The organism is Gordonia hydrophobica NBRC 16057 (assembly GCF_001592365.1).
In the GTDB taxonomy this organism is placed as follows: Bacteria; Actinomycetota; Actinomycetes; order Mycobacteriales; family Mycobacteriaceae; genus Gordonia; species Gordonia hydrophobica.
Window position 1 is genome coordinate 1 of sequence record NZ_BCWU01000006.1, and the last position, 23,095, is coordinate 23,095.

The window sequence follows — 23,095 nt, forward strand, 5'->3', positions numbered from 1 at the left end:
ACACCGCCCACTCGCTACGCTCCCGGGCGGCACTCGACCAACGTGGAGAGGGCTCCGCGGTCGACCAACGTGGAGAAGACCCCGCACACGACCAACGTGGAGAAGACGCCGCAGTCGACCAACGTGAAGAAGGCTCCGCAGTCGACCAACGTGAAAAGACCCCACCCCACGCTGGTCGAGTTCGCCGACGCGAGCGCAGCGAGCGACGACGAGAATCGAGACCGCCGCAACCGCTACAGCGCCGCCTCTATCCCGTCGCGGGTGGCGCCGGCGGCGGCCGCGAGCGCCGCGACGTCCGGGCCCGCTCGCAGGATGCTCCGACTGGCTGCGGGGAGCAGCCACGCCAGGTCTGCCCCCTCGAAGATCCGGGCGAGGTCCGCGGCGGTGGCGCCCTGTGCGCCGAGGCCCGGCGAGAGCACCGGACCCGCCAGCGCCGACAGGTCCAGACCGTGCTCGCGCGTCGCCCCCACGACCACCCCGACGGTGCCGGAACCGTCTGCGTTCACTGCGGCCGCGGCGTCGACGATCGACTGCGCGACCGTCCGCCCGCCCGCCTGCGCGGTCTGTACGTCGCCGCCCTCCGGATTCGACGTCCGGGCGAGGGTGAACACGCCCCGACCGGTCTCCTTCGCCAGTGTGAGCGCCGGGCTCAGGGAGCCGAAGCCCAGGTACGGCGAGGCGGTGACCGCGTCGGAGCAGAGCGGGGACGCGTCGTCGAGCCACGCCCCGGTGTACGCAGCCATGGTGGAGCCGATGTCGCCGCGCTTGGCATCGGCGAGGACCAAGGCGCCTGCCGCACGACAGCCGGCGATCACCTCCTCCAGCACGGCGTAGCCCGCCGAGCCGAAGACCTCGAAGAACGCCACCTGCGGTTTGATGACCGCAGCGATGGGCGCCAGTCCGGCGACCGCCGCGTCGGCGAACGCGCGGAGACCGTCGACCGAGACCGGAAGACCCCACTGCTCCAGCAGCGCCGTGTGCGGATCGATGCCCGCACACAGTCGTCCCCGCTCGGCGACGACCGCGCGATACCGCTCCGCGAAGGTCGCCTCGCTCACTGTGCGGCCTTGAGTTCGGACTGCCAGCGTTGGAGGGAACGGACGCCCATGGTCGCGTTCAGCGCCGCTTCGATGCCCTGGATCGCCGCGCCAGCGCCCTGCACGGTGGTGATGAACGGCACGGTCGCCGCGATCGCGGCGGCGCGGATCTCGTACCCGTCGACGCGCGGTCCGGCGGTGCCGAACGGCGTGTTGATGATGAGGTCGACCTCGCGACCGCGGATCGCGTCGATGACCGTCTTCTCCCCCTCGCCGGCTTCGAAGTACTTGCGCACCGTCTGCACCTCGATGCCGTTCCGACGGAGCACGTCCGCGGTTCCGCCGGTGGCCAGGACTCGGAAGCCCAGATCGGCGAGGCGCTTGATCGGCGAGATGATCGACGCCTTGTCGCGGTCGGCCACCGAGACGAACACCGTTCCGGAGACCGGCAGCGCACCCCCGGCACCGGCCTGCGACTTGGCGAAGGCGCGCCCGAAGTCGGCGTCCAGGCCCATCACCTCGCCGGTCGACTTCATCTCGGGGCTCAGCAGCGCGTCGACGCCGGTGCCATCTGCCAGCCGGAAGCGGTTGAACGGAAGCACCGCCTCCTTGACCGCCACGGGCGCAGTGCTGGGCGCCGTGGATCCGTCGCCCGTCGCCGGCAGGATCCCCTCGCTGCGCAGTTCGGCGATGGTGCGACCGAGCATCACCCGCGCGCAGGCCTTCGCGAGCTGGACGGCGGTGGCCTTGGAGACGAACGGCACCGTGCGGCTCGCGCGCGGATTGGCCTCCAGCACGTAGAGGACGTCGTTCGCGAGCGCGTACTGCACGTTCATCAGGCCGCGGACGCCGAGGCCCTTCGCCAGCGCGGTGGTCGAGACCCGCACCCGTTCGAGCACGTCCGATCCCAGGGTGATCGGCGGCAGTGCGCACGCCGAGTCGCCGGAATGGATGCCCGCCTCCTCGATGTGCTCCATGATCCCGCCGATGTAGACCTCGTCTCCGTCGCAGAGGGCGTCGACGTCGATCTCGACCGCGCCCTCGAGGAACCGGTCGACGAGCACGGGCCGGTCGTCGGAGATCTCCGTGGCGTGAGCGATGTAGTCGGCGAGTCCCTGCTCGTCGTACACGATCTGCATGCCGCGTCCGCCGAGGACGTACGACGGCCGCACCAGGACCGGGTAACCGATGTCCGACGCGATGTCGCGGGCGCCTTCGAAGGTCGTGGCGGTCCCGAACTTGGGTGCGGGCAGATCGGCGGCGGTGAGGACCTTGCCGAACTCGCCGCGGTCCTCGGCCAGGTCGATCGCCGCCGGACTGGTGCCGACGATCGGCACCCCCGCGGCCTCCAGGCGTTCAGCGAGACCGAGCGGGGTCTGGCCGCCCAGTTGGACGATGATCCCGGCGACCGTGCCCGAGATGGACTCCGCGCGGTACACCTCGAGGACGTCCTCGAAGGTCAGCGGCTCGAAGTACAGGCGGTCGGCGGTGTCGTAGTCCGTCGAGACGGTCTCCGGGTTGCAGTTGACCATGACGGTCTCGTACCCGGCCTCCGACAGCGTCATCGCCGCATGGACGCAGGAGTAGTCGAACTCGATGCCCTGCCCGATGCGGTTCGGCCCCGACCCCAGGATCAAGACCTTGGGGCGTTCGGTCTGCGGCGCGACCTCACTGGTCGCGGCGGGATCGAGCTCGTAGCTGCTGTAGTGGTACGGCGTCTTGGCCTCGAACTCGGCGGCACAGGTGTCGACGGTCTTGAACACCGGGTGCACGTTCAGCTCGATGCGACGGGTGCGGATGGCCTCCTCGTCGGTGCCGCGGAGTGCGGCGATCTGCCGATCGGAGAGGCCGGTGCTCTTCGCGTCGCGCAGCAGCTCCTCGTCGAGGACATCGGCGTCGCGGACCTGATGACCGACGGCGCGGATGCCGTCGAGCTCCGCGAGGAACCACGGATCGATCGCCGTGGCCTCGTAGATCTGCTCGATGGTGGCGCCGGCTTCCAGCAGCAGCATGATCTGGTACATGCGGCCGTCCTTCGCGACGGAGATCTCCTGCAGGAGTGCGTCGACGTCGACGGTCGCCGGATCCGGACGATCGGCCTCGGTCCAGAAGCCCGCGGCCTTGGTCTCCAGCGAACGCATCACCTTGCCGAAGGCTTCGGCGTAGCTGCGGCCCAGGCTCATCGCCTCGCCCACCGACTTCATGGTGGTGGTGAGGGTGTCGTCGGCACCGGGGAACTTCTCGAAGGCGAACCGCGGAGCCTTGACCACCACGTAGTCGAGCGCGGGCTCGAAGGCGGCGGGCGTTTCCTTGGTGATGTCGTTGGTGATCTCGTCGAGCGAGTAGCCGATGGCCAGCTTGGCCGCCATCTTGGCGATCGGGTAGCCCGTCGCCTTGGACGCCAGAGCCGACGACCGCGACACCCGCGGGTTCATCTCGATGACGACCATGCGGCCGTCGCGCGGGTCTTGCGCGAACTGGATGTTGCAGCCGCCCGTGTCGACGCCGACCTCGCGGATGATCGCGATCGAGAGGTCGCGCATGACCTGGTACTCGCGGTCGGTCAGGGTCATAGCGGGGGCGACGGTGATCGAGTCGCCGGTGTGCACGCCGACCGGGTCCACGTTCTCGATGGAGCAGATGACGACGACGTTGTCCTTGTTGTCGCGCATCAGTTCCAGCTCGAACTCCTTCCAGCCGAGGATCGACTCCTCGATCAGGACGTTCGCGGTCGGGGACGCGGCAAGTCCGCCGCCTGCGATGCGCTCGAGGTCGTCGTTGTCGTAGGCCATGCCCGAGCCGAGCCCGCCCATGGTGAACGACGGCCGCACGACCACCGGGAAACCGAGTTCGGCCACGGTCTGGTGCACCTCGTCCATGGTGTGGCAGACCGCCGACCGCGCGCTCTCGCCGCCCACCTTGTCGACGATGTCCTTGAACATCTGGCGGTCCTCACCGCGCTGGATGGCGTCGAAGTCGGCGCCGATCAGCTCGATGCCGTACTTGGTGAGGATGCCCTCTTCGTGCAGGCCGACGGCCGCATTGAGCGCGGTCTGCCCGCCGAGCGTCGCGAGGACGGCGTCGATCGGATGACCGGCGGCCGCCTCGGTCGCGATCACCTTCTCGATGTACTCCGGGGTGATCGGCTCGATGTACGTGGCGTCGGCGAACTCCGGGTCGGTCATGATCGTCGCCGGATTGGAGTTGACCAGGGAGACCCGCAGGCCCTCTGCCTTGAGGACGCGGCATGCCTGGGTGCCCGAGTAGTCGAACTCGCAGGCCTGGCCGATGACGATCGGGCCGGACCCGATCACCAGGACGTGGGAGAGATCTGTACGGCGGGGCATCAGGAACGGTTCCCTTCCATCGCTGAGGTTTCCATGACGTGGACGAACTTGTCGAAGAGGTTGGCGGCGTCGTGCGGGCCGGACGCGGCCTCCGGGTGGTACTGCACGGAGAACGCCTTGCCGGAGATCAGCTCCACGCCCTCCACGACGCCGTCGTTGGCGCAGACGTGCGAGACGCGGGCGCGGCCGAGGTCGGTGTCGAACTCCTCGCCCGCCTCGCCTTCCAGCGCGAAGCCGTGGTTCTGCGCGGTGATCGCGACCCGGCCGGTCCGGGTGTCGAGCACCGGAATGTTGATGCCGCGGTGCCCGAACTTCAGCTTGTACGTGCTGCGGCCCAGCGCACGACCCAGGATCTGGTTGCCGAAGCAGATACCGAACATCGGCAGCCCGGCGTCGATCACCTCGCTCGTCAGCCCGACGACGCGGTCGGTCGTGACCGGGTCGCCGGGGCCGTTCGAGAGGAAGAAGCCGTCGACGTTGAGTGCGCGGATGTCGTCATACGTGGCCGTGCTCGGCAGCACGTGCACCTCGACACCGCGCGCCGCCAGCATGCGGGGCGTGTTCGCCTTGATGCCGAGGTCGAGCGCGGCCACGGTGAACTTGGCCTGCCCGCCCGCGGCCTCGACGATGTAGGGCTCGGTGGTGCTGACCTCGGCGGCGAGGTCGGCGCCCGCCATCGACGGCTGCGATCGGACGGTCTCGAGCATCTCGTCGACGGTGCCGAGCGCGTCGCCGGAGAAGATTCCCGCCCGCATGGCGCCGCTGTCGCGCAGGACGCGCACCACCGCCCGCGTGTCGATGCCCGCGATGCCGACCACGTTCTGGCCGATCATCTCGTCCTCCAGCGACGACCCCGCACGCCAGTTGGAGACGCGGCGGGTGGGGTTGCGGACCGCGTAGCCGGCAACCCAGATCTTGCCCGGATCCCGATGGTCGACGAAGTCCGCCGACCACTTCTGATAGGGCTCGTTCGCCTGCGTTCCCGGCACCCAGCGCACGGCGGAGCGCTTGCCGAGCAGGCTCTCACTGTCCTCGGTGTTCCACCCGGTGTTGCCGATCTGCGGCGCGGTGGCCACCAGGATCTGCCGGTGGTAGCTCGGGTCGGTGAGGGTCTCCTGATATCCGGTCATCGCGGTGCAGAAGACCGCCTCGCCCAACGTCTGTCCGGTTGCCCCGAAGGCTCGGCCGGTGAAGACCTGGCCGTTCTCCAGCACCATTACCGCTCTACTCATTTGTCGTCCTTCTCATCAGTCTCGTCGGTGCCGGCATCATCGTGGTCCGCGCTCTCGAGGGCGCGGATAGTCTTCTCAGTGACCTCGGTGTAGGCCTGCACCCACTCCGGATAGGCGGTCTTGTCGTCGGCGCGCAGACCGGAGTCGATCTCCGTGCCGGAGGGCAGCCTCCACCGGACCACCAGGACCCCGTCGCGGCTCATCACCTTGCCCGCCAGCCCCCGCTCGGTGCGGACGGCCGCGATGGACTCCTCGGGGATCCAGATCGTCGACGCACCCGTCCGTTCCATCAGGATGCCCGCGGCGTACCCGGTCAACCGTGCCGTCGCCCGATCGCCGAAATCGCCGACGGCGACGCGGTTCTGCCAGCTCGGCGCCATCGTGCTGCCGACGTACAGGCCGGTGTGCGGACCGCGCAGGGCCTCGCCCAACTCGGCCGGGGCCTGCGGCAGCGTGCCGATCACGTCGGCCTGGCGGCGGCCGCGGTTGCGCCATCCGCGCACCACGAGGGTCACCAGAAGCAGCCACACCGCGAAGGCGCCGACGGCGATGATCAGGTTGTACGCCCAGCCGCTCATGCCCACTCTCCCGGCTCGTCGCTGCTCGACGCGGTGCGCTCGGCGGTCACCGTGCCGCGCAGCAGCGTGGCCGTGACGACGCCCGGCAGCGTCATCTCCTCGAACGGCGTGTTCGCGGACCGGCTGGCGAGGTGGTCGCCCCGCACCGTCCAACTCCGATCGGGATCGATGATCGTCAGGTTCGCCGGCTCACCGACCGCGATCGGTCGTCCCTGATCGTCGAGGCCGACGATCTGTGCGGGCCGTTCGCTCATGACTCGGGCCACCCCGCGCCAGTCCAGCAGGCCCGGCTCGACCATCGTCTCGACGATGATCGACACCGCCGTCTCCAGCCCGAGCATGCCCGGGCGCGCCTGCGAGAACTCGCAGCACTTCTCCTGTGCGGCGTGCGGTGCGTGGTCGGTCGCGACGCAGTCGATGACCCCCTCCGCGAGCGCGGCGCGCAGTGCCAGTTTGTCGCTCTCCTCGCGCAGCGGGGGGTTGACCCGGTTCACGCCGTCGTAGGACTCCAGACGCGAGTCGTCGAGCAGCAGGTGGTGCGGCGTCACCTCGGCGGTGATCGCGATCCCCTGCCCGTGGGCCCATTTGAGGAGTTCGACGGTGCCCGCCGTGGATGCGTGCGCGATGTGGACCCGGGCGCCGGCGTCGCGCGCCAACAGCGCATCGCGCACGACGATCGACTCCTCGGCGGCGCGCGGCCAGCCCGCAAGCCCCAGCCGCGCGGCCGTGGGACCGTCGTGGGCCACCGCACCGACGGTCAGCCGAGGGTCCTCGGAATGCTGGGAGATCAGCACGCCGAGACCCTTCGAGTACTCGAGTGCGCGTTTCATGATCACTGGATCGTGGACGCATTTGCCGTCGTCGCTGAACAGCTTCACCTGCGCGACGCCGGCGGCCATCATGCCCATCTCGGCCAGTTGTTCGCCCTCGAGTCCGACGGTCACGGCGCCGACCGGGTGGACGTCGACGAGGCCGACCTCCTGGCCCATTCGCCAGACGTGGTCGGTGATCGCGGCGTTGTCGGCGACGGGCGCGGTGTTGGCCATCGCGAACACGGCCGTGTAACCGCCGCGTGCCGCCGCGCGGGATCCGGAATCGACCGTTTCGGTGTCCTCACGCCCGGGCTCGCGCAAGTGGGTGTGCAGATCGACGAATCCGGGAAGCAGAATGCCGCCGCGACCGTCGAGGGTCGCGGCGCCCTCCGGCGCGGTCAGGTCGACGCCGATCTCGGTGATCTCACCGTCGACGACGGCCACATCCACCGGATCACCCTCACCGTAAGGTCGGACGTGTCTGATCAGGACCGAGCGGGTGACGGGCACTACTTCTCTCCTCGAGAGTCGGTGGTTGGTTGGGCGGCGTCGTGGTCAGGAGCGTTCTGCACAGGAGCGTGATGGGCGGGCGCGGAATCGCCCTCGGCGCCCGCGATCAGGCGGAACAGGACCGCCATCCGCACGTGGACGCCGTTGCGGACCTGTTCGAGCACGCTCGCCTGCGGCGTGTCGGCGACGCGGTAGCCGATCTCCATGCCGCGCAGCATGGGACCCGGATGCAAGATCACGGCGTGCTCGGGAAGCATCGCCATTCGGGTGTCGGACAGTCCGTACCGGACCGAGTACTCGCGGGTGCTCGGGAAGAATCCGCCGCTCATGCGCTCGGCCTGAACGCGCAGCATCATCACGGCGTCGGCGGCCGGGAGTTCGGCATCCAGATCGGTCGCGACCCGGACCGGCCAGGTCTCCACCCCGGTCGGAAGCAGCGTCGGCGGTGCGACGAGGACCACGTCGGCGCCGAGGGTGGCGAGCAGCCGCGCATTGGACCGGGCGACGCGCGAATGCAGGATGTCGCCGACGATCGCCACGCTGCGGCCTTCCAGACCGCCGAGCCGCTGACGGATGGTGTAGGCATCAAGCAGCGCCTGCGTCGGATGCTCGTGCGTGCCGTCGCCCGCGTTGATCACCGACGGACCGGTGGTCGGCAGGCCTGTCACGTCAGTGCCGTCGTTGGTCCACCGGGCGATCTGCGACGCGGCACCCGATGCGGGATGGCGCAGGATGAGGGCGTCGGCGCCGATGGCGCGCAACGTCTTCGCGGTGTCCCGCAGCGATTCGCCCTTGTTCACCGACGAGCTGGACGCGCTCACGTTGATCGCGTCGGCGCTCATCCACTTGGCGGCGACCTCGAACGAGACGCGGGTGCGGGTGGAGTTCTCGTAAAAGACCGTCATGACGGTCCGCCCGCGGAGGGTCGGCAGCTTGCGGACCTCGCGGCCGGCGAGCGCCTGCTCGAAACGCTGGGCCTCGTCGAGGATGTCGAGGGCGTCGTCACGCGTCAGATCGGCTGCGGCGAGCAGGTGTTTCATCGGAGCACCACCTCATCCACGCCGTCGTGTTCCACCAGGTGGACCTGCACGTCCTCATCGCGGGAGGTGGGCACGTTCTTGCCGACGTAGTCGGCTCGCAGCGGAAGTTCGCGGTGCCCGCGGTCCACGAGCACGGCCAGTTGCACGGCGGCCGGCCTGCCGAGGTCGCGGAGGGCGTCGAGCGCGGCGCGGATCGTGCGGCCGGAGAACAGGACGTCGTCGACGAGGATGACGAGAGCGCCGTCGACGCCGCCTTCGGGGACGAGGGTCCGTTCCAGCGGGCGATGCGGTTTGTCGCGGAGGTCGTCGCGATACAGGGTGATGTCGAGGTAGCCGGTGGGCACGTCGACCCCGGAGAAGTCGGCGATCCGGGCGGCCAGTCGGCGCGCGAGCGAGGTGCCGCGGGTCGGAATCCCGATGAGGACCACGCGCTGCGCGCCGTCACCGTCGAGTGCGGTCTTCTCGATGACCTGATGAGCCATGCGGGCCACCGTGCGGCTGACGTCAGACGCGTCAAGCAGCACGCGCTGTGGGCGCGCGCCATCGACTGGCGATGCCAAGTCGACCTCCTTCTCCGCCTCACGGGACGGGTCGTTAAAGGAAAATCTTCGATTCTTCAGTTAGCTGCGACCGAGGAGAAGCCTGCTGCGCTGAGGCGAGTCTACTCCGCGGATGCGGCCGCGCGGACTTGAGGTGCCAGTTCGGCCACCTTGCCGAGCACCCCGTTGACGAACGCGGGCGACTCGTCCGTCGAGAGCTCCTTCGCGAGCTCGACGGCCTCGTCGAGCACCACGTCGATGTCGACGTCGTTCGCGTACAGCAGCTCCCAGACGGCCAATCGCAGGATCGCGCGGTCGACCGCCGGGAGGCGATGCAGTTTCCAGTTCTCCAGATGCGACGAGATCACCGCATCCACCTGGGCGGCGTCGGCCGTGACGCCTTCGACGACGCGCACGGTGTACTCATACATCGTGCCGACGCTGTCGTCGGTGGGGTAGATCTCTCGCCGTTCGGCGATCAGCTTGGTGGCCTCGATGTTCTTGGCTTCCGCCTCGAACAGCAGGTCCACCGCGCGCTTGCGCGCCTTATGGCGAGTACCGAGCTTCTTCACGTGCTTCTCTGGGGCTTTCGGGGGTCGGGCGACCGGTCACCGCTGACACGCGGTGGCTGACAGTCAGTTGTTGATGCGGCTGAGGTAGGCGCCGTTGCGGGTGTCGATCTTCAGGGTGTCGCCGGTGTTGATGAACAGCGGAACCTGCACCTCGGCGCCGGTCTCGAGGGTGGCGGGCTTGTTGCCGCCGGTGGAGCGGTCGCCCTGCAGTCCGGGATCGGTGTGCTTGACGACGAGCTCGACCGAGACCGGGAGCTCCACCTGCAGCGGTACACCTTCGTGCATCGAGACCTGGACGGTCATGTTCTCGAGGAGGAACTGCGCGCCCTCGCCGACCATCTCCGGGGTGATGTTGAGCTGGTCGTAGGTCTCGCCATCCATGAAGACGTAGTCGGATCCGTCGTTGTACAGGTAGGTCATGTCGCGACGGTCGACGGTCGCGGTCTCCACCTTGACGCCGGCGTTGAAGGTCTTGTCGACGATCTTGCCGGAGACGACGTTCTTGATCTTGGTGCGCACGAAGGCGGGGCCCTTGCCCGGCTTCACGTGCTGGAACTCCAGGATCTGCCAGAGCTGGTCGCCCTCCATCTTGAGGACGAGTCCGTTCTTGAAGTCGGCGGTCGACGCCATATGTGTGTACTCCTCGTGAGTCGATGTCTGTCGGTCGGTCTACAAGACGCGGAACGCCTTGGGTGTGGTCGTCAGCAAGCGCGGTCGCGCATCGGTGACGACCAACGTGTCTTCGATCCGCACGCCACCGCGTCCCGGAAGGTAGATCCCCGGCTCGACGGTGACCGTTGCGCCGTCAGGCAGTGTACCGCTCGCAGCGGCCCCGATTCCCGGACGCTCGTGGATCTGCAGGCCCACACCGTGGCCGAGACCGTGCACGTAGTACTGCCCGTAGCCGGCGTCGGCGATCACCGTCCGCGCCGCCGCGTCCACCGCAGCCAGATCGGCGCCCGCGATCAGCGCCTCACGACCCGCCCGCTGGGCGGCCTCGACGATGTCGTAGATCTCCCGCTGCCAGTCGTGCGGCTCGCCGAGCACGAAGGTGCGCGTCATATCGGAATGATACCCGCCGCGCACCGCCCCGAAATCCATCTTGACCAGGTCGGAGACCTGCAGGGCGGCGTCCGTCGGTCGGTGGTGCGGGATCGCCGAGTTCGCGCCTGCGGCGACGATCGTCTCGAAGGCGATCGCATCGGCGCCCCGAGCGAACATCTCCCACTCCAGATCGCGTGCCACCTCGCGTTCGGTCCGGCCGGGAGCGATACCGCCGCGATCGATCAGGGCGGCGAGCGCATCGTCGGCGATCGCGCAGGCAGACGTGATGGAGTCCACTTCCCCGGCGTCCTTCACCTCCCGCAACCGCTCCACCGTGTCGGTCAAGGGCACCAATTCCACACCGCGCTCGTCCGCGACCGTGCGCAACGCGGCGAACCCCGCGATGGTCATGGTGTGGGCCTCGACCCCGAGGCGCAGACCGGGGGCGCCCGCAGTTGCCCGAACGTCGGCGGCGAACGAGAGCAGTGCGGGCGGGGTGTCGCGGTCGATGACGGCGAGCAGATCGGGCGCCTGCTCCCCTATCTGTGCCGTGTATCTGCCGTCGGTCGCGACGGCGTCGTCGCCGCGGTCGGCGACGTCCGACCAGACGATGACCGACCCGTTGCTCCCGGTGAATCCTGTGAGGTAACGCACGTTGACCAGGTTCGACACCAGAATAGCGTCGACCCGCTCGGACTCCGGAAGCTGCGTCAGCACTTCGGTGAGACGGGCCCGTCGCTCGGCCGTCGGGTAGTTCTGCTGCATCGTTGCGTCGCCTTTCTGCATGTCAGCGTTGTTGAACATGTTCCTCCCCGGTATGGTGCTCCCATGAGTTCGTGGCTTCTGCGTGGCGTCGTGATGTCGATTGTGCACATCGCGGCCCGAATCGTTCTGGGTGTCGTGGTCATCAACGCACCGCTGTCCTCTCCCGTCGGTCGGTGGCTGTCGATCATCGCCGTCGTCCTGGTCGCGGTGATCTGGGGTGGCCTCGACGGTATCCGGGACGCCCGCGCGCATCCGGACCCCGACGACTACGAGGATCTCACCATCCGCTGGCTGAAGGTCGGCGTGTTCGCCGGCGTCGTGTCGTGCCTGGTGTGCTGGATCCTCGGCACCTTCTGGCTCAACGGTCTGGGTCAGGCCGCATTCTGGATCGAGATGACCGCAGGCGTCTCGTTCATCACCTTGATCGTCTATCTGCCCGCATTCTTCGGCGTCAGCCTCGGCCGGATGTTCGTGCGCCGCGATCAGCGCAAGGCCGAGCGGGCCGCCGACGAAGCCGCGGAAGCGCAGACGCAGCAGTTGGCGACAGCGTAGGAAGCCACCAACGCCTCGGGCCGGGAACTGGTGTTCCCGGCCCGAGGCGTTTTCGGGTGAATGCGGCAACACTGGTTAAAGGCCAAAATGTGTGTATGGCCTGGGCCGACAGACTGACGCGAAACTTCGGCTCCCGAACCCACCTTCAACAGCGGGTTCGGGAGCCGAAGTTGGTGATGATTCCGCGGGCGGCGTCGGCGTGGTGGCGGTCAGTTGACAGCCGGGGTGTCGTCGAAGGCGATCAGCGGGCACCAGGATTGGAATTTGGGGCCATCGAGCACCAACCTGGGTCGATCTGGTGGTTCCGTTCGTGACGAGCTTGCGACCGCATACACCACACGATGGGGAATTCCGAGGACCTGACACCGAACGTGCTTTGAAAGCATGTTCGACCTACCATCACTCGAGGTCAGGCGGCAGAAATCGGCGGATCTGTACACGCATTTTGGCCTTTAACCCGGCAACACCCACGCACCACTTCGCGGTCACGAGAGCGTAGGAAGAACGAACTGACGCGGCCTCGCGCGAGGCCTGTGTTCGATCTGATATCGCCGCGCCGCGCACCGCCTACTGTCACATGGTGCTAAGAACTGCTTGCTCAGCCCCCTCCGGCGGCAATGTTCCGTCGGGAGCGGCTGAGCCGGCAGTTCTCAGCTGGGATCAGTCGGACGAGGCCTCCCCGACGACCACCGCCACCCGCCGCAGAGGCGGCGGCTCACGATCCGTTGGAGCACTGCCGAGATCACCACACGGTGGCGGCGGAAGGCACGCGATTCCAGCGGAACTCACGACGGTCTCGATAAACTGCGTGCTGCACTCGACCAACGTAGGGACGACGACCTCCGCTCCGCTCGCACGCAGCACTCGACCAACGTAGGGACGACGACCTCCGCTCCGCTCGCAGGCAGCACTCGACCAACGTAGGGACGACGACCACCGCTCCGCGTCACAGCATGATGGGGCCGCCGCTGCTGGGCTTCGCGCGGGTAGCGATCGCCGAGTAGGCCGCGGCGATGAGCGAGGGGTCCGGGGCCTCCAGCCGACCCGGGGTTCCCAGACCGTCGAGGACGACGAATCGGAGCATGCCCGAACGGTTCTTCTTGTCCCCCGCCATGGTCTTGAGCAGGTCTGACAGCGCGTCCTCGTCGTAGCTCGTCGGCAGTCCGACCAGTTCGAGGACGGTGCGGTGCCGGTCGGCGGTCGCGTCGTCGAGGCGGCCGGCGAGCCGTGCCAGTTCTGCGGCGAACACCATGCCGACGGCCACGGCCGCGCCGTGCCGCCACTTGTACTGCTCACGCCGCTCGATCGCGTGGCCGAGCGTGTGACCGTAATTGAGGATCTCGCGCAGCGAGGACTCCTTCAGATCGGCCGACACCACGTCCGCCTTCACCTGGACCGACCGGCGGATCAGTTCGGGAAGCACGGTGCCGGACGCGTCGAGCGCGGCCTCCGGGTCGGCTTCGATGATGTCGAGGATCTCCGGATCGGCGATGAAGCCGGTCTTGATGACCTCGGCCAGCCCCGACACCACCTCGTTGCGCGGCACCGACTCCAGCGTTGCGAGGTCGACGAGAACCGCGTCCGGCTCGTGGAACGAGCCGACGAGGTTCTTGCCCGCATCCGTGTTGATTCCGGTCTTACCGCCGACCGCGGCGTCGACCATCGCCAGCAGCGTGGTCGGCACATGGATCACGCCGATCCCGCGCATCCACGTCGCGGCCGCGAAGCCCGCCAGGTCGGTGGCCGCACCGCCGCCGAGGCTGATGACCTTGTCGTTACGGCCCATGCCGATCCGGCCGAAGACCTCCCAGCAGAATGCGGCGACCGACAGGTCCTTGCCCTCTTCGGCGTCGGGGATCTCCACGCGGTGCGCGTCGAAACCCTTGCCCTCCAGGTATTCCCGAATCTGTTCGGCTGTCGCCTTCAGCGTCGGCTGATAGATGATCGTGATGTGGTCGGCACCCCTGGCGGCTGCCGCGACGTCGTCGAGCAGACCGCGACCGATGGTCACCTCGTAGGGACTCGCGGCCCGGACCGCGACCTTCACCGGTTCAGTCATGCCTGATCACTCCTCGCACTCTCACTTGCCACTGCCCTGCGCACATGTCTCGCCGGGTTGTCGGTCACTGGGTCTGGTCACTGGAGTCGCTCGGCACGTCGGCGAGACGGGCGACGATGTCGTCGACGACCATCCGGGGGTCGCGGTCGGCATTCACCACCACCGCGGCCACGGCGCGATAGGTCGGGGCGCGCTGCGCCAGCAGATCCGCATACCGTGCCGCCGGGTCGGGGGCGGCGAGCAGGGGCCGGTTGGAATGCGCGACTCGCGCGAAACCCGCTGTCGGACCGATCTCGAGGTACACGACAGCCTGCTCGGTGAGCACCCCCCGGACTGCTTCAGTCATCACCGCGCCGCCCCCGAGCGACACCACGCCATCGTGCGAGGCGATCACGTCGGCCACGACGTCCGCCTCCAGGGCGCGGAAGGCGGCCTCACCGTCGTCGGCGAAGATCTGCGGAATGCTTCGCCCCGACCGACGCTCGATCTCGTCGTCGGTGTCGCACAGCGCCACCTGGAACCGGGCGGCGAGCGCCGCGCCGATCGTCGACTTCCCCGCACCCATCGGACCGACGAGGACGGCGACGGGGCGACGGCTGGCGGTCACGATGCCGGGTGCGGCGGTCGTGCTTCGACGACGTCGAGGTAGTTGCGCAGGTTGGCCGCCGTCTCGCGGGCCGAGTCGCCGCCGAACTTCTCCAGGGCGGCCTGCGCCACCACCAGGGCGACCATCGCCTCGGCGACGACGCCCGCGGCCGGGACGGCACAGACGTCGCTGCGCTGGTGAATGGCGGTGGCCGGCTCGCCGGTGGTCATGTCCACGGTCGACAGGGCGCGCGGCACGGTGGAGATCGGCTTCATCGCGGCGCGGACGCGGAGGTCTTCGCCGTTGGTCATGCCGCCTTCGAGGCCTCCCGCGCGATTGGTGGAGCGCAGCACGCCGTCGGCGCCGGGCACCATCTCGTCGTGGGCCTGGCTGCCGCGGCGTCGCGCGGTCTCGAAGCCGTCGCCGACCTCGACGCCCTTGATCGCCTGAATGCCCATCAGGGCGCCGGCCAGGCGCGCGTCCAGCCGGGTCTCGCCGCTGACATGCGATCCGAGGCCGACGGGCACGCCGGTCACGATCACCTCGACCACACCGCCGAGGGTGTCACCGTCGCGCTTGGCCGCCTCGATCTCGTCGATCATCGACTGCTCGGCGTCCTTGCTGAACGCGCGGACCGGGCTGGCATCGATCGCGTCGAGGTCGCTGTAGCGGGGCGGTGGACCGGTGTACGGGTCGCTGGCGCCGATCGAGATCACATGCGAGACCACCTCGATGCCGAAGACCTGACGCAGGAAGTTCCGGGCGACGGTGCCGGCGGTGACGCGCGCCGCGGTCTCCCGCGCGCTCGCTCGTTCGAGGACCGGTCGGGCGTCGTCGAAGCCGTACTTGAGCATCCCCGAGTAGTCGGCGTGCCCGGGGCGGGGACGCGTGAGGGCCGCATTCCGTGCGCTGCCCTCGAGTTCCTCGGCGTCGACGGGGTCGGCCGCCATGACCTGCTCCCACTTCGGCCATTCGGTGTTCCCGATCTCCACCGCGACCGGGCCGCCCATGGTGAGGCCGTGACGGACGCCGCCCACCATGGTCACCTTGTCGGCCTCGAACTTCATGCGGGCGCCGCGGCCGTAGCCGAGACGACGTCGAGCAAGCTGCTCGGCGATATCGGACGAGGTGATCTCCACACCGGCGACCATGCCCTCGACAAGGGCCACCAGGGCCGGTCCATGGGATTCTCCGGCAGTTATCCAGCGCAACACAAGGAACAATTGTTCCAGAAGCCCCGGCGAAGAGCACAGGCAGGGACGACCTCCCTGCTCACCACTGCCCGTACGCGGGTTTGTGAATAGTGTTGAGGTCCACCTGCGTGCCGCCCACCGTCCGCTGACCACGGAGTTGTTGCAGGTGAGCGGAGGGATGCACGTAGTTCGCCGGGGTACCCCAGTTGTGCTGCCAGAACCACGACGCCGCCCCCAGCGACGACACCGTCTGAATGGTCGGCGCGTTCGCGTAGACGCCGACGCGTGCCGCACCGACCACCGACCGCCAGCCGAACAGGTACGGGATGACCTGCGTGAGGATCGCCAGCTCGCTCGGGTCGTCATCGATCGACGCGTAGATCGGCGCGGTCGGCGGCCCGCCTGCGGCCGCGTGAATCTCCACCCCGCGGCGCGCGTGCTCGACGCCCGCGGCGAATCCGCCGAGCCAGTCGGCGGTCTCCGCCCTGCCGTACTGATAGCACGAGACGATGGACCGACCCGCGGCTCGCAGCGCGTCGGCTTCGGCCTTCGTGAAGGGTTTGCCGAGCATCCACTCGGCGCCGGGGCGCCGCTGGGAGACGTAGCGGATCACGCCGGTGAAGCCCGCGTCCGCGATGGCCGCCGCCGAAGGCGGTTTCGCGGAGTAGTCCAGCAGGGTGCCGAAGTCGGTGTGCGCTGCGCTCGGCGGCAGGTCGGACGAGCCGACCGCCGCCGCACGTCCGGGGACGGTCAGTGCGGTGAGGCCCGCCACGGCGGCCCCTGCGGTGCCGGTCAGGAATGCTCTGCGCGTCACGGTCATCCGGTCGTCAGCCCTTCGTCGACGCAGACAGCACTCTGCTACACCACCTGCCACTTGAGCATCATTAGTAACACAGTCGACCCCACCAGAGCAGGCCCGTGCGGATGTCGCGATCGTTTCGTCACCGCGCACACCACCAGCGTGGCCACCGCGGCCGCCCCCGCGGCGACGAGCGCCAGGGCCGGGTCGGCGAGCATCCCGCCACAGGGGACGGCCAGCTTCACATCTCCCCCGCCGACCGCGCGCACGGCGAAGGCCACGACGTACGGCACGGTCAACGCCGCCGCGGACAGGCCGACCGTCGGGAGCAGCACCGCGACACCGATCGTGCCGGCCACCGCGGGCATCACCAGGCGGTTCGGTATCCGACCGGTACGGTGATCGATCATCGCAACCAGGACGGACCAGAGCACGAGCACGCCTGCGGCCATCATGCCCTGCAGCCTCCGCCGTGTGCGACGGTTCCGCAATCCGGCAATCCACAGGTCTGCGTTAGGGAGGCAGAGCGCAGGTCAGCCGCCGAGCGCGGCCGCCATCGCCTCCTTCGGCGCGGGCTTTCCGGTGAACTGCTCCACCTGGCTGTACGCCTGATTCAACAGCATGACCAGGCCACCGACCACCGTTCCGCCTGCGTCGGCGACCGCCGCGGCGAGCGGTGTGGGCCACGGGTCGTAGATCACGTCGATCAGACGACGACTGGCGACGACCGACGGCACCAGTGCGGCCGCTGCCGTCGCAGGCACCGTGGAGACCGTGACATCGGCGTCGGCACAGGCCTGCGCCAGCACGTCGCCGACCTCGAAGTCGATGACCTCCACCCGGACGCCTAAGCGATCCGCGAGGTCACACACGCCGCCGGCGCGCGCCGCGTTGCGGGCGACGATCGAGACGTCGGTGATCCCGGCGTCGGCCAGTGCCGCGATCGTCGGCAGGGCAGTTCCGCCCGCGCCGATCAGTACCGCACGAGCGGCGTGGGAGGGAACGTCGGCTTCCGCGAGTGCACCGGCCATCCCGTCGACGTCGGTGCAGTCGGCGCGCCACCCGCCGTCGATCCGCACCAGAGTGTTCGCCGACCCGATCAGCTCGGCCCGCTGTGTGCGTTCGTCGGCGAAGGCCAGCGCCGCCAACTTGCCCGGCATGGTGACCGAGAAGCCGACCCACTCCGGGCCCGCAGCTCGCACCCGCTCGGCCAACTGGTCGGCGTCGGTCTCGATCGCGTCGTACGTCCAGCCGTCCAGACCGAGGGCGTCGTACGCCGCCCGATGCAGGGTCGGCGACTTGGAGTGCGCCACCGGCGAGCCGAGCACCGCCGCCTTGCGCGGTGTCGTCCCGGTCATTCGCATCCGGTGACGAGGAGCTTGTTCTCGCACGCCACCTGACGGTTCTTCTTGTGCTGCTCGAACGACCGCGAGAAGAGCGTCTTCCCGTCCTTGTTCACCGTCACGAAGTACAGCCAGTTGCCGTCGGCCGGGTTGGTGGTCGCGGTCAACGCCCGCTCACCCACCGCACCGATCGGTGTGATGGGAAGTCCCTTGTGCTGGTAGGTGTTCCAGGCGTTCTCGTCCTTGTACGCGGCGCCGCCCAGATCGATGTTCTGAATGTTTGCCGTGTAGTTGGCCGTGGAGTCCATCTGCAGCAGCTGATTGACCTTCAGGCGATTGAGGATCACTCGGGAGACCTTCGGGAAGTCCTCTTCCAAGCGGGCCTCTCGCTCGACGATCGAGGCCGTCACCAGGATCTGGTACGGCGTGAGCCCGGTCGTGTTCTCCGACTCCAGACCCCACACGGTGAACCGCTGCGCCGACTGTGTGATCAACGTCCGCAGGATCTCTGTCGCGCTGGCGCGGGGATCGATGTTCTCCCAGGCGCCCGAGGCGATCAGTCCTTCGATGCGTCGGTGATCGCTGCCGAGCTTCTCGAACGTCTCCCGCGCCCACGACGGAATGCCAAGCTGGTCGGCCGTCGCGTCGTCGGCGGCTTTCACCAGCTCGTCGACGGTGACCCCGTACGACGCGTCGTCGGTCTTCACCGCGGTGGCGTCGGCGATCATCTGGAAGACACCGGGCGTGGTCTTGCCGTCCGCACCCTCCTTCGAGTCGAGCTGTCGGCCCTCGGGCAGCACCATGAAGCCCACACGGTTCGCGTCGCCCTGCATCTTCTCGACGGCGGCGGCCGCGGAGATGCCCTTGGGGAGTCGATAGAAGCCCGCCGAGACGGTGTCGTTGCCGGTGGCGTTGACGAACGCCTTGCGGCTACCGACCACGCCCGCGTCGGCGAGGGTGTCGCCGATCTCGCGGATCGACGAGTCGCTGGCCACCTGCACCAGCGCCGAGCCGTGACCGACGGAACTGTCGTAGTCGGTGGTCGAATCGAAGACGCCGAGGGCCTTGAGCGCAACCCCCGAGAGCACCAGCACGGCGACCACGATGATCACGAGAACGGCGAGCAGCGCCTTGCGATTGCGCTTGCGCGCGGGCATCGCCCGCTCGAACTCCTCGGCATCGGGTTCGACGACGTCATCTGCCGCGGCGTCTGCGGGCGCGTCTGTGGGAGCTGCGGGGGGAATGTAGGCCGGCGCGGCGTGGCCCCGATCGGCAGGCTCATCGCGCCTGCCCACCCGGAGCCGTGGATCGGTGATCTCGGTGTCCCATGCCGGTGCGGGCGCCGTGGCTGTCGGTTCTTCGTGGGTCGCATCGAGGATGTCGAACAACCCGGTCGGTTCCGGTGCCGCCGGCGGTGTCTGCGGCGGCGGGGGCGGCACCGGCGGGGTCTGAGCAGGTGGGGTCTGAGCAGGTGGGGTCTGGGCAGGTGGGGTCTGGGCAGTCGGAGCGGGCGGCGCGGTGGGCTCCGGCGGCTGCGGCGATGCGTGTCGAGCAGGCGGGTTGACCACTGTCGGCGGCTCGCTCGCGTACGGCGAGGTGCGCGGCTCGGTGAAGCTCAGCCCTTGCACCTCGGTCGGCCGGTACCGCACCTGGAAGTAGGGCGACGCCTCGCCTTCGGGTCGCTCCGGCGTCCGGTATTCGATCGTCGGATCCGGCAGCGAGTCGCCGACGCGAACGATCGGAATGCTGCCCGTCGTCGTCGGATCGCCCGGTGCGCGACGCCGCCGGTGCCGGTTGCCCGACTGTCCGGCGCCCATCGACTCCGCGAAATAGCGGCGTCGTTCGTCGCCCTCGGCGGGCTGCCGGCCGCCTGCGCGATCACTGCGCGGGTCGTCCTGATCAGACACGTGGGAAACTCCTCCTCGTTGTGGCGTGGCTCATCGCTGCGCGTCCAGCCATCCCTGAAGGATAGCGACCGCCGCCGCTTGATCCACAACGGCGCGCGCGTGAATGGCTTTCACTCCTGACGCACGCAACGCTTGCGTCGCAGTGACCGTGGTCAATCTCTCGTCGTAGAACTCGATCGACAGGTCGTCGAGTTCAGCTGCCAACTGCCTGCCGAAGTACCGGGCTGCTCGCGATGCGGAGCCCTCCTCACCCCGCAGAGTGCGGGGCAGGCCGATCACGACGCCGATCGCCTCGTACTCGGTGATGATCTCGGCCAGACGTGCGATGTCCGATCCGTCCTTGGCTCGTCGGATGGTCTCCACCGGCGTGGCGAGGATCCCGTCGGGATCACAGACCGCCACGCCGACGCGGACACTCCCGACGTCGACAGCCACTCGCCGTCCGCGCGGAGTGATCACCGTGCGCCGATCACCTCGCGGAGGCGAGCCAAGGCGGCGTCGACGCCGCTCGCATCGGAGCCGGAGCCTTGCGCGAGGTCGGGCTTGCCGCCGCCGCGACCGGCGACGAGCGGGGCCACCTCGCGCACCAGATCCCCCGCCTTGATGCCTGCACCGCGCGCGGCGTCGGTGGTGCCGATGGCGAAGGGAACCTTGCCGTCGCCGGCCGAGAACAGCGCGATCACCGCATTGCGGTCGGCGATCCTGCCCCGCAGGTCGGTGACCAGTCCGCGCAGCCCGTTGGCGTCCACCCCGTCCGCGACGCGCGCCGCGACGACCAGCGTGTCGCCGACTGTCACGCCGTCGTCAATCAGTCCGGCGACCGCGGCCCGCGCCTGCTCGGCGCGCAGCGCCTCCACGGTCTTCTCCGCTTCCTTCAACTTGAGGACCAGCTGCTCGACGCGATCGGGAACGTCCTCCGACGGCACCTTGAGCGACGCGGCGAGCCCGGCCATCAGGGCGCGCTCGCGCGACAGGTACCGGAACGAGTCCATGCCGACGTACGCCTCCACGCGGCGAGTTCCCGAGCCGACCGACGATTCGCCGATCACGGTGATCGGGCCGATCTGGGCCGAGCTCGCGACGTGGGTGCCGCCGCACAGCTCCATGGAGAACGGTCCCCCGATCTCGACGACCCGCACCTGGTCGCCGTAGTTCTCGCCGAACAACGCCATGGCGCCCATCGCCTTCGCCTTGACCAGGTCGGTCTCGAAGGTGTTGACCGCATAGTCGGCCTCCACCGCTTCGTTCGCGATCTGCTCGATCTCGGTCCGCTGCGCGTCGGTCAACCCGGTACCGGAGTGGAAGTCGAAGCGCAGGTACCCCGGACGATTCAGTGATCCCGCCTGCGTCGCCGTCGGTCCGAGCACCTGGCGCAGCGCGGCGTGCACCATGTGCGTGCCGGAGTGTCCCTGCGTCGCACCGTGCCGCCAGCCCGCGTCGACCGACGCCAGGACCTGATCGCCCTCGACGATCTCGCCCTCGTCGACGACCACCTTGTGCAGCCAGACCTTCTTGCCGACCTTCTGCACGTCGTTGACGCGCAGGCGGACGCCGTCGCTGGTGGTGACGGTGCCGTGGTCGGCCATCTGCCCGCCGGACTCCGCGTACAGCGGGCTGCGATCCAGGATCAGCTCCAGCTCGGTGCCCGGCGCCGCCGACCGGACCCGCTCGCCGTTCGAGACCAGACCCAGGACGCGGGCCTCGGACACCAACTCGGTGAACCCGGTGAACTCGGTCTCGCCGCGATCGAGGAACTCGCGGTACACGTGGTGGTCGGCGTGCGCGGACTTGCGCGACCGCGCATCGGCCTTTGCGCGCTGACGCTGCTCGCTCATGAGTTCGGCAAATCCGTCGCGGTCGACGGCCAGTCCGGCCTCCGCCGCCATCTCGAGGGTCAGATCGATCGGGAACCCGTACGTGTCGTGCAGCGTGAACGCGTCGGAGCCGCTGATCGACGTGCTGCCCGCCTTCTTGGTGGCGTCGGCGGCGTCGTCGAAGAGCTTGGAACCGGCGGCCAGCGTGCGGGAGAACGTCGTCTCCTCCGCCACCGCGACCGACAGGATGTGCGCGCGCTGCTCGGCGAGTTCCGGATACGACGGCGCCATCACGTCGATCACCGCGGCGATGATCGGCTCCATGGCCGCGTCGCCGTTGCGGCGAGCCTCCGACCCGTTCCCCGCGTCGAGCAATCGAATGGAGCGCACGATGCGGCGCAGCAGTCGACGCAGCACGTAGCCGCGGCCGTCGTTGGACGGGACCACGCCGTCGCCGATGAGCATGGCCGCGGTCCGCGCATGGTCGGCGACCACTCGGAAGCGGACGTCGTCGTCGTGGTTGCCCGCACCGTAGCCGCGGCCGGTGAGCAGCGCCGTCAGATCGATGATCGGCTTCATCAGGTCGGTCTCGTACACGTTCTCCACGCCCTGGAGCAGGCAGGCCACGCGTTCGATGCCCATACCGGTGTCGATGTTCTTCTTCGGCAGCGGACCGAGGATCTCGTAGTCGTCCTTCGATGTGCCCTCACCGCGCTCGTTCTGCATGAACACGAGGTTCCAGATCTCGATGTAGCGGTCCTCGTCGGCCTCCGGGCCGCCCTCGACGCCGTACTCGGGACCGCGGTCGTAGAAGATCTCCGAGCACGGACCGCACGGTCCCGGGACGCCCATCGACCAGTAGTTGTCCGCCATGCCGCGGCGCTGGATCCGCTCGGCCGGAACACCGACCTCGTCGCGCCAGATGCGCTCGGCCTCGTCGTCGTCGAGGTACACGGTCGGCCACAGGCGCGTCGGATCCATGCCGTACCCGCCGTCCTCGACGGAATCGGTCAGCAGTTTCCACGCGAAGGTGATCGCCTCGCGCTTGAAGTAGTCGCCGAACGAGAAGTTGCCCGCCATCTGGAAGAAGGTGTTGTGACGGGTGGTGATGCCGACCTCGTCGATGTCCAGCGTGCGCACGCACTTCTGCACACTGGTCGCACGCTCGAACGGGGGTGTCTGATCGCCCAGGAAGTACGGCTTGAACGGCACCATGCCTGCGTTGACGAAGAGCAGATTCGGATCGTCGAGAATCAGCGAGGCGCTGGGCACTTCAGTGTGTCCGGCCCGGATGAAGTGATCCAGGAAACGCTTCCGGATTTCATGCGTCTGCACTGCGGCGATGTCCTTTGTCGAGGTGGGCATT

The 23,095-nt window shown here is 68.7% G+C and carries 20 protein-coding genes; 1 reads left to right on the plus strand and 19 read right to left on the minus strand.

The genetic code is table 11. From position 1 onward, the window contains the following. Positions 1 to 233 precede the first annotated feature (233 nt). The 10 genes from pyrF to GH2_RS11125 form a co-directional block, all read right to left on the minus strand. Positions 234 to 1,058, minus strand: a complete 825-nt coding sequence (gene pyrF, locus GH2_RS11080) for an orotidine-5'-phosphate decarboxylase (protein WP_066167443.1) — start codon at positions 1,056 to 1,058, stop codon at positions 234 to 236. After that, on the minus strand, positions 1,055 to 4,384 hold the full coding sequence (gene carB / locus GH2_RS11085; RefSeq protein WP_066167446.1) for a carbamoyl-phosphate synthase large subunit: 3,330 nt from the start codon (positions 4,382 to 4,384) through the stop codon (positions 1,055 to 1,057). Before carB ends, pyrF begins: the two co-directional genes overlap by 4 nt. Beyond that, positions 4,384 to 5,616 carry a glutamine-hydrolyzing carbamoyl-phosphate synthase small subunit gene (gene carA, locus GH2_RS11090; RefSeq protein ID WP_066167449.1) on the minus strand — a complete coding sequence of 411 codons (1,233 nt, stop codon included), beginning with the start codon at positions 5,614 to 5,616 and terminating at the stop codon, positions 4,384 to 4,386. The genes carB and carA overlap by 1 nt, the downstream gene beginning before the upstream one ends. Continuing rightward, a complete protein-coding gene (locus GH2_RS11095) occupies positions 5,613 to 6,194 on the minus strand; it encodes a PH-like domain-containing protein (protein WP_066168169.1) in 582 nt (193 codons plus the stop codon). The genes carA and GH2_RS11095 overlap by 4 nt, the downstream gene beginning before the upstream one ends. Next, complete coding sequence (locus GH2_RS11100) at positions 6,191 to 7,516, minus strand: dihydroorotase (protein ID WP_066167452.1); 1,326 nt, start codon at positions 7,514 to 7,516, stop codon at positions 6,191 to 6,193. Before GH2_RS11100 ends, GH2_RS11095 begins: the two co-directional genes overlap by 4 nt. Then, positions 7,516 to 8,556, minus strand: coding sequence for an aspartate carbamoyltransferase catalytic subunit (locus GH2_RS11105; RefSeq protein ID WP_239588813.1), 1,041 nt, complete (start codon positions 8,554 to 8,556; stop codon positions 7,516 to 7,518). The genes GH2_RS11100 and GH2_RS11105 overlap by 1 nt, the downstream gene beginning before the upstream one ends. Then, the gene (pyrR, locus tag GH2_RS11110) at positions 8,553 to 9,116 is read right to left on the minus strand and encodes a bifunctional pyr operon transcriptional regulator/uracil phosphoribosyltransferase PyrR (RefSeq protein WP_066167455.1); all 564 of its coding nucleotides are present in this window, start codon (positions 9,114 to 9,116) and stop codon (positions 8,553 to 8,555) included. The genes GH2_RS11105 and pyrR overlap by 4 nt, the downstream gene beginning before the upstream one ends. Positions 9,117 to 9,217: 101 nt before the next feature. Next, positions 9,218 to 9,667: a transcription antitermination factor NusB gene (nusB, locus tag GH2_RS11115; RefSeq protein ID WP_066167457.1), complete on the minus strand. Its 450-nt coding sequence runs from the start codon at positions 9,665 to 9,667 to the stop codon at positions 9,218 to 9,220. 63 nt (positions 9,668 to 9,730) lie between these two features. Then, positions 9,731 to 10,297, minus strand: coding sequence for an elongation factor P (gene efp, locus GH2_RS11120; RefSeq protein WP_066167460.1), 567 nt, complete (start codon positions 10,295 to 10,297; stop codon positions 9,731 to 9,733). Between the two features lie 39 nt (positions 10,298 to 10,336). Further along, positions 10,337 to 11,515 (minus strand): aminopeptidase P family protein, encoded by a 1,179-nt coding sequence (locus GH2_RS11125; RefSeq protein ID WP_372434543.1) that lies wholly within the window; start codon positions 11,513 to 11,515, stop codon positions 10,337 to 10,339. A gap of 24 nt (positions 11,516 to 11,539) precedes the next feature. Between GH2_RS11125 and GH2_RS11130 the strand changes: the two genes are divergently transcribed. Continuing rightward, complete coding sequence (locus GH2_RS11130; RefSeq protein WP_066167463.1) at positions 11,540 to 12,028, plus strand: B-4DMT family transporter; 489 nt, start codon at positions 11,540 to 11,542, stop codon at positions 12,026 to 12,028. Between the two features lie 946 nt (positions 12,029 to 12,974). Here the strand turns inward: GH2_RS11130 and aroB are convergent. From aroB to alaS, 9 genes are all read right to left on the minus strand, one after another. After that, positions 12,975 to 14,087 (minus strand): 3-dehydroquinate synthase, encoded by a 1,113-nt coding sequence (aroB, locus tag GH2_RS11135; protein ID WP_066167466.1) that lies wholly within the window; start codon positions 14,085 to 14,087, stop codon positions 12,975 to 12,977. Positions 14,088 to 14,151: 64 nt separating this feature from the next. Continuing rightward, positions 14,152 to 14,652, minus strand: coding sequence for a shikimate kinase (locus GH2_RS11140; protein ID WP_084247468.1), 501 nt, complete (start codon positions 14,650 to 14,652; stop codon positions 14,152 to 14,154). A 38-nt stretch (positions 14,653 to 14,690) separates the two neighbouring features. Further along, the gene (gene aroC / locus GH2_RS11145; RefSeq protein ID WP_066168174.1) at positions 14,691 to 15,905 is read right to left on the minus strand and encodes a chorismate synthase; all 1,215 of its coding nucleotides are present in this window, start codon (positions 15,903 to 15,905) and stop codon (positions 14,691 to 14,693) included. A 40-nt stretch (positions 15,906 to 15,945) separates the two neighbouring features. After that, positions 15,946 to 16,686, minus strand: coding sequence for a DUF1906 domain-containing protein (locus GH2_RS11150; RefSeq protein ID WP_066167472.1), 741 nt, complete (start codon positions 16,684 to 16,686; stop codon positions 15,946 to 15,948). Between the two features lie 38 nt (positions 16,687 to 16,724). Continuing rightward, positions 16,725 to 17,120, minus strand: a complete 396-nt coding sequence (locus tag GH2_RS11155; RefSeq protein WP_066167475.1) for an A24 family peptidase — start codon at positions 17,118 to 17,120, stop codon at positions 16,725 to 16,727. Between the two features lie 78 nt (positions 17,121 to 17,198). Further along, on the minus strand, positions 17,199 to 18,029 hold the full coding sequence (locus tag GH2_RS11160; protein ID WP_066167478.1) for a shikimate dehydrogenase: 831 nt from the start codon (positions 18,027 to 18,029) through the stop codon (positions 17,199 to 17,201). Then, the gene (gene mltG / locus GH2_RS11165) at positions 18,020 to 19,915 is read right to left on the minus strand and encodes an endolytic transglycosylase MltG (protein WP_066167483.1); all 1,896 of its coding nucleotides are present in this window, start codon (positions 19,913 to 19,915) and stop codon (positions 18,020 to 18,022) included. Before mltG ends, GH2_RS11160 begins: the two co-directional genes overlap by 10 nt. Positions 19,916 to 19,945: 30 nt before the next feature. Continuing rightward, positions 19,946 to 20,374 carry a Holliday junction resolvase RuvX gene (ruvX, locus tag GH2_RS11170; RefSeq protein WP_066167485.1) on the minus strand — a complete coding sequence of 143 codons (429 nt, stop codon included), beginning with the start codon at positions 20,372 to 20,374 and terminating at the stop codon, positions 19,946 to 19,948. Beyond that, positions 20,371 to 23,064 (minus strand): alanine--tRNA ligase, encoded by a 2,694-nt coding sequence (gene alaS, locus GH2_RS11175; protein ID WP_066168177.1) that lies wholly within the window; start codon positions 23,062 to 23,064, stop codon positions 20,371 to 20,373. Before alaS ends, ruvX begins: the two co-directional genes overlap by 4 nt. Positions 23,065 to 23,095: the final 31 nt, after the last annotated feature.